Raw genomic sequence first — 5,246 nt, 5'->3', positions numbered from 1 at the left:
GCGCCGACGATGGTGGACGGGATCACGTTGAGGAGGAAGCCAACGACGCTTTGATCAGCACCGGCCGCAATATACGTAGCGACCTTGGAAGCATCCAGAGTGCTGACGTCGATGTGCATGCCGTTGCCAGGCTGCACGATATTGACGACCACCAGGCCGACCAGCAAAGCGATGGTCGAAACGATTTCGAAGTACAGCAGCGCGTAACCACCGGTCTTGCCGACCGATTTCATGTCCTGCATGCCAGCGATACCACTGACGACGGTGCAGAAGATGATCGGGGCGATGATCATCTTGATCAGTTTGATGAACCCGTCACCCAGCGGCTTTACGGCCACACCGAGCTGTGGATAGTAGTGACCGAGCAAAATACCGATGACAATTGCAACGATCACCTGGAAATACAGGGATTTATACAGTGGCTGACGAGTCGTCATTGCAAAGTTCCTCAAGAGTACGCGCTGCCAACATCCATCGATGGCCGGCGACACCTCAATTGCGAACCCTCCTGCACTGGAGGGATTTGTTTTTTCGAGCTGCGCGATGGCAGGCATCTGTCGGTTGTATCGCAAAGCCCGTGCCACCTGCGGTAAAACATCCACAAGCCTTTTGATATCAGGGGTTGCAGGTCGCGCCGTATCGTTGGACGACTGAGCGCACTGGCGGATTTCCGCCCTCCAAACAGATCACGTCCTGCAATTTGGCGGATATCCGCCTTGTTCATCGATTGGCACCGCGGCTACCATCCGCCGCTCAATGGACGGATTAAGCCGCTATGCGCGAACGCACCATCGCCAGTCACTTCGCCCGCGCCGTCCTCGGTGGCGCGCAACGCCGTGGCCTGGACTATTCGAGCCTGTTGCAACAGTTGGGGATCAGCCCCGAATTGCTCGACGAGCCGCGGGCGCGCATTGCACCGGAGCAGTTCACCCGACTGATTCAGGGACTGTGGCTGGCACTGGACGACGAGTACCTGGGCTTTGGACGTGGCCCCAGCAAGCCGGGCAGCTTCGCCATGATGTGCCATGCGGTGATCCACTGCCGTAATCTGGAGAAGGCGCTGAACCGCGGTTTATTATTTTATAGTCTATTCCCCGACGCCCCGCGCCTGACCCTGACGCGCGATGACGAGATGATCCGCCTGAGCCTGGACGATTCGCAGCTCTGGGACCCGGACCATTTTCTCAGCGAGAGCCTGCTGGTGATCTGGCATCGTTTCGGCAGTTGGCTGATCGGCCAGCGTATTCGCCTGGAACAGGCCGCATTCAGTTACCCGCGACCGGAACACGGCGCCGAGTACGACTTGTTGTTCTCTTGTCCTTTGACGTTTTCCGCGCCCCAGAGCAGCCTGTTGTTCCATAGCCGCTACCTGAACATGCCGCTGCTGCAGGACGAACGCACCCTCAAGCATTTCCTCGAACACTCGCCGGCCGATCTGCTGTCACGCCCGGACGACGGCAACAGCCTGAGCAGCCAGTTGCGCCGCTTGCTCAGCCGCGACAGTGCCCGCTGGCCGGACCTCGACGCCGTTGCCGCGCACCTGCACATCAGTGCGCAAACGCTGCGTCGACACCTGCGTGAGGAAGGCACCAGTTTTCAGGAGTTGAAAGATCAGTTGCGCCGGGATATCGCGATTTATCACTTGAGCCGCGCGGACCTGTCATTGCAACAGATTGCGGAGCAACTGGGGTTTTCCGAGCCTTCGGCGTTTCACCGGGCGTTCAAGAAGTGGACTGGGGTGACGCCGGGGGCTTATCGGGCGCAGGAAAACTGAACCCATAACCTGTAGGAGCCGGCTTGCTGGCGATGGTTGCGGATCAAACCAACGGAAAATGTATCCGGAACGCCGCGCCGCCCAAGGGTGAATCGCCCAGGGTCAATCGGGCGCTGTAGCTCTCGATGATGTCCTTGACCACCGCCAGGCCAATACCCTGGCCCGGGTGCTGCCGATCCAGCCGTTCGCCACGCTCGAGAATCCGCGCGCGCTGATCCATAGGCACGCCAGGGCCGTCGTCCTCGACGCACAATTCGATGCCACCGAGGTTTTCCCGCAGGCTGATGCGCACCTCGCCCAGGCACAGGCGGTAGGCGTTCTCCAGCAAGTTACCGAGCATTTCCAGCAAGGCACCCTGCTCGATCGGCACAAAACACTCGTCCGGCAGATCGAAGGTGACCCGCACGCGTTTGTCGCGGTAAACCTTGTCCAGCGTGTCGCACAGGCTTTGCAGCACAGGTCGCAGGCGCACCTGATGCCGCACCAGACCGCTTTTGCGCAGGCTGGCGCGCTGCAATTGATAGCTGATCTGCTGGCTCATGCGTTCGATCTGGGTTTGCAGCACCCATGCCTGATCGCGATCTTCCGGGCGTTGCGCCATGTCTTCGCTGACGCCTTGCAACACCGCCAGCGGCGTTTTCAGGCTGTGTGCCAGATCATCCAGGGAATCACGGTAACGGCTGCGCTGTTCGCGCTCGCTGTGCAGCAAGCGATTGAGCGAACCGGTCAGACGCAACAGTTCCCGGGGATGCTCTTCGCTCAGACTTTCGCGGGTGCCGCCTTCGATCTGGTCCAGCTCCTGACTCAACCGGCGCAAGGCTTTCAGCCCCCAGGTCAGGCCGAACCAGAGCAAGGCCAGCAATACCAGCAACGCTGCCCCGAAGCCTAGATAGAGATTTTCCCGCAGACCTGCGAGGGTGACTTCGTATTCGCGAACCGGCTGCAGGGCAACGATGCTGAACGCCGCACTCTTGCCCCCCAGCAGTTTGACCTCGACGTCATAGACGAAAAACTCCTCGCCGTTGGCCTCGCTGATTCTCGCGAATTCGTTGCCGCGCCCGTCGTAGCGCGGTTTGTAGTTAATGTGTTCCTCCTGCGTGGCCTTCGACCGCCAGACCAGCCGTCCTTCGCGGTCATAGATGTAACCGAGCAAACGGCTGTCAGTGAGGTTGAAACGCTCGTCGGGCAATTGCGCCGGCATCTGCAAACGGTTGCTCTCGACTCGGGCGGCAGAGATCAGCGTCGTGACATCAGACGCCAGGCGCTGTTCGATGGAGTCCTGCAAGGCGAGACTGAACGCGCCTTGCATTGCCGGCAGCAACGCCAGCATGAACAACACCGCCAGCAATGTGGCGGCGAGCATCAAGCGAACGCGAAGAGAACGAATCAAGTGCAGCGCTCACTGAACAGGTAGCCGAGGCCACGCACGGTATCGATCGGCTTGAAGCCCACCGGCCCTTCGAGCTTGCGGCGCAGTCGGCCGACCAGCACCTCGATCACATTCGGATCTCGCTCATCGTCATCCGGGTAAAGCTGCTCCATCAACCGGTCCTTGGCCACCACTTGCTGATGATGGCGCATCAGGTATTCGAGGATGCGGTACTCGTAAGCGGTCAACGCCAGCGGTTGCTCATCGAGGGACGCCTGCTTGCGATTGAGATCAAGCTTCAAAGGGCCGGCGACGATGGTCGATTGGGTAAAACCGCTGGAGCGGCGCAACAAGGCATTGAGCCTTGCGTCGAGCTCTTCGAACTGGAACGGCTTGACCACATAGTCATCGGCTCCGGCGGCAAGGCCCTCGACCTTGTCCTGCCAGTTGCCCCGGGCGGTGAGAATCAGGATCGGGAACGCCTTGCCGCCGGAACGCAACTGACGAATCAGATCGAGCCCGCCCATGCCCGGCAGGCCAAGGTCGATCACCGCCAGATCGAAATTGAACTGCCCGGCTTGATACAAGGCTTCTTCGGCATTTCCCACGGACTCGACCACGTGGCCGCTTTCCGTCAGACGCGTTTGCAGGTGATGGCGCAACAGCGCTTCATCTTCGACGACCAGCAGTTTCATAACGCTCTCCAGGGCAAATCAACCTCTCCCGAGGGAGATAACCGAGCCTCGATGACTTGTTTCATGACAGTGTGCTGATGTCCGTCGCAAGGGACAGAACAGAGCGGCCCACGAGGTCTTCCTGGCGCAGTTTAATGCCATGGTGCGAGACCGACACGTTGGTGTAACCGGCGTGATAACCGGACTGGCCATTTTGCTGCGCCAGGCTCGCGCCCCAATCACTGTCGTTACTCACCACGGCATTGACGGTCGAGCGGCTCAAGACCCGGGACTTTTTGTCCTTGTCGCCGGTCTGTGCGAAAACACGACTGGCCAAATGATCGTCAGCCGCGTGGGCGGCGGCACTGGCGCCCAGCACAGTGAACGCCAGGAGCAGTTTCTTGAAGCCAGTCATAGGGAGTTTCCTCATGCGCTGTTCGCTTTTTGGGTAGGGCAAGGTTACCGACCTCGCCCTGAACTCCCCCTGAACGCAATCTGAACCTAAGCTGAATCATCTCACCCCAAGCGGTTCGATGAATTTGAACAGGAGATTCAACCATGCGCATGTTCCTCGCTGTCCTTTTGCTGACCTTGAGCGGTCTCGGCCAGGCCGCCATCAAGACCCAGGAAATCCCCTATCAAAGTGCCGACGGCACAAAATTGATCGGCTATTACGCCTACGACGATGCGATCAAGGGACCGCGTCCGGGTGTCGTGGTGGTGCATGAATGGTGGGGGCTCAACGACTACACCAAACGCCGCGCCCGAGACCTCGCCGGGCTCGGCTATAGCGCCCTGGCCATCGACATGTATGGTGATGGCAAGAACACTGAGCATCCCAAGGACGCCATGGCGTTCATGCAAGCGGCCATGAAGGACAGCGCCGCGTCCAGCGCGCGGTTCCAGGCCGGGCTCGACTTGCTCAAGAAACAGGCGCAAAGCGATCCGGACAAAATCGCCGCCATTGGCTACTGCTTCGGCGGCGCCGTGGTGCTCAACGCCGCGCGCCAGGGTGTGCCATTGGCCGGCGTGGTGAGTTTCCATGGCGCGCTGGCGACCAACACCCCTGCCGCACCGGGCAGCGTCAAAGCGAAGATCCTCGTCGAGCATGGTGCGCAGGACAGCATGATCACCCCGGATAACGTTGCCGCGTTCAAAGCCGAAATGGACAAGGCCGGCGCCGACTACACCTTCGTCAGCCTCGACGGCGCCAAGCATGGCTTCAGCAATCCGGATGCCGACCGCTTGGGCCATGGCGATCACGGCGGGCCTGACATCGGCTACAACAAAGCGGCGGATGAAAAGTCCTGGGCGGACATGCAGGCGTTTTTCAAGAAGATCTTTGGCTGACACGCTAAACCCTGTGGCGAGGGAGCTTGCTCCCGTTGGGCTGCGAAGCGGCCCCAGATGGGGCTAACGCGTATACCCT

The 5,246-nt window shown here is 60.0% G+C and carries 6 protein-coding genes; 2 read left to right on the top strand and 4 right to left on the bottom strand.

The genetic code is table 11. From position 1 onward, the window contains the following. On the bottom strand, positions 1-437 hold a 437-nt coding region (locus D8V06_RS03540; protein WP_130930445.1), incomplete at its 3' end, for a cation:dicarboxylase symporter family transporter. 338 nt (positions 438-775) lie between these two features. Here D8V06_RS03540 and D8V06_RS03535 point away from each other — a divergent pair. Then, a complete protein-coding gene (locus tag D8V06_RS03535; RefSeq protein ID WP_130930444.1) occupies positions 776-1,774 on the top strand; it encodes an AraC family transcriptional regulator in 999 nt (332 codons plus the stop codon). A 43-nt stretch (positions 1,775-1,817) separates the two neighbouring features. Here the strand turns inward: D8V06_RS03535 and D8V06_RS03530 are convergent, their stop codons facing one another. The 3 genes from D8V06_RS03530 to D8V06_RS03520 all read right to left on the bottom strand — a co-directional run bounded on the left by D8V06_RS03530 (position 1,818) and on the right by D8V06_RS03520 (position 4,232). Then, complete coding sequence (locus D8V06_RS03530; protein ID WP_056853141.1) at positions 1,818-3,164, bottom strand: ATP-binding protein; 1,347 nt, start codon at positions 3,162-3,164, stop codon at positions 1,818-1,820. Next, positions 3,161-3,838: a response regulator transcription factor gene (locus D8V06_RS03525; RefSeq protein WP_130930443.1), complete on the bottom strand. Its 678-nt coding sequence runs from the start codon at positions 3,836-3,838 to the stop codon at positions 3,161-3,163. The genes D8V06_RS03530 and D8V06_RS03525 overlap by 4 nt, the downstream gene beginning before the upstream one ends. A 61-nt stretch (positions 3,839-3,899) precedes the next feature. Next, positions 3,900-4,232 carry a hypothetical protein gene (locus D8V06_RS03520; protein ID WP_130907424.1) on the bottom strand — a complete coding sequence of 111 codons (333 nt, stop codon included), beginning with the start codon at positions 4,230-4,232 and terminating at the stop codon, positions 3,900-3,902. A gap of 143 nt (positions 4,233-4,375) precedes the next feature. On the opposite strand from D8V06_RS03520, the gene D8V06_RS03515 reads away from it, so the two are divergent. Continuing rightward, a complete protein-coding gene (locus D8V06_RS03515) occupies positions 4,376-5,167 on the top strand; it encodes a dienelactone hydrolase family protein (protein WP_130907425.1) in 792 nt (263 codons plus the stop codon). The last annotated feature ends 79 nt before the right edge of the window (positions 5,168-5,246 follow it).

Source organism: Pseudomonas sp. Sample_24 (assembly GCF_004307605.1).
Lineage (GTDB): Bacteria > Pseudomonadota > Gammaproteobacteria > Pseudomonadales > Pseudomonadaceae > Aquipseudomonas.
Note: the sequence above shows the minus strand (reverse complement) of the source record. Positions and strands in the feature narration are given on the sequence as shown.

What these genes read in the sequence shown, in the direction of transcription:
- D8V06_RS03535 (WP_130930444.1), top strand. Translation starts at nt 776, where the DNA reads ATGCGCGAACGCACCATCGCCAGTCACTTCGCCCGCGCCGTCCTCGGT.
- D8V06_RS03525 (WP_130930443.1), bottom strand. Translation starts at nt 3,838, where the DNA reads ATGAAACTGCTGGTCGTCGAAGATGAAGCGCTGTTGCGCCATCACCTG.
- D8V06_RS03520 (WP_130907424.1), bottom strand. Translation starts at nt 4,232, where the DNA reads ATGACTGGCTTCAAGAAACTGCTCCTGGCGTTCACTGTGCTGGGCGCC.
- D8V06_RS03515 (WP_130907425.1), top strand. Translation starts at nt 4,376, where the DNA reads ATGCGCATGTTCCTCGCTGTCCTTTTGCTGACCTTGAGCGGTCTCGGC.